This window comes from Shewanella sp. 3_MG-2023, assembly GCF_030548765.1.
Taxonomy (GTDB): domain Bacteria; phylum Pseudomonadota; class Gammaproteobacteria; order Enterobacterales; family Shewanellaceae; genus Shewanella.
Genome location: NZ_JAUOSH010000089.1, coordinates 1 through 563 on the forward strand (window position 1 = coordinate 1; position 563 = coordinate 563).

At 42.3% G+C, this 563-nt stretch carries 1 protein-coding gene; it reads left to right on the plus strand.

The features are described 5' to 3' along the window. The coding region (locus Q4591_RS20100) for a hypothetical protein (RefSeq protein ID WP_303462628.1) at positions 1 to 563 on the plus strand (563 nt) is incomplete at both ends.

Here is a 563-nt window from a genome sequence, read left to right on the forward strand (position 1 = left end):
AATGACTTTATTCGTTATGTTGATGAAGTGATTAACAGTCTTCGCAGTGAATTTGAGAAAAACAAGTCAACCATCAGTACAAAGCCATCAAGGTATAGCATCCCCATCAGAGACACTAAGCTGTCACAACACCGTGAAAGCACGGCTGTCGCCCAAGCAATGCCCGTGGTGACGTTACATGATGCACTTGCTGATTTTGTAGCTTCAAAAGAGAAGTCAGGTATTAGACCACTCTCTATTAAACAACTTGAACAGCGAACCTTTCACTTCATTAAGTTACTGCCAACAATCGGTAACCGGTCACCAAAAAGCACCCAAGCTATTTGCGTTAACGATATCACCTCGGCTGATGCGATGAAGTACCGTGATGAACTGCTTACACAGGGCAGAAGCTATAAAAGTAATAAAGAATACTTAGCGGCCGTATTTCAGTTTTTTAAGTGGTGCAAGTTAATGAACTACTGCAGCCATAACCCTTTTGAAAACGTGACAGTAGGGCAAAAGCCCAAAGTTAAAGCCAACCAAGAAAGAGACCGTTGGGATACGAGTGAACTAAAAAGGCT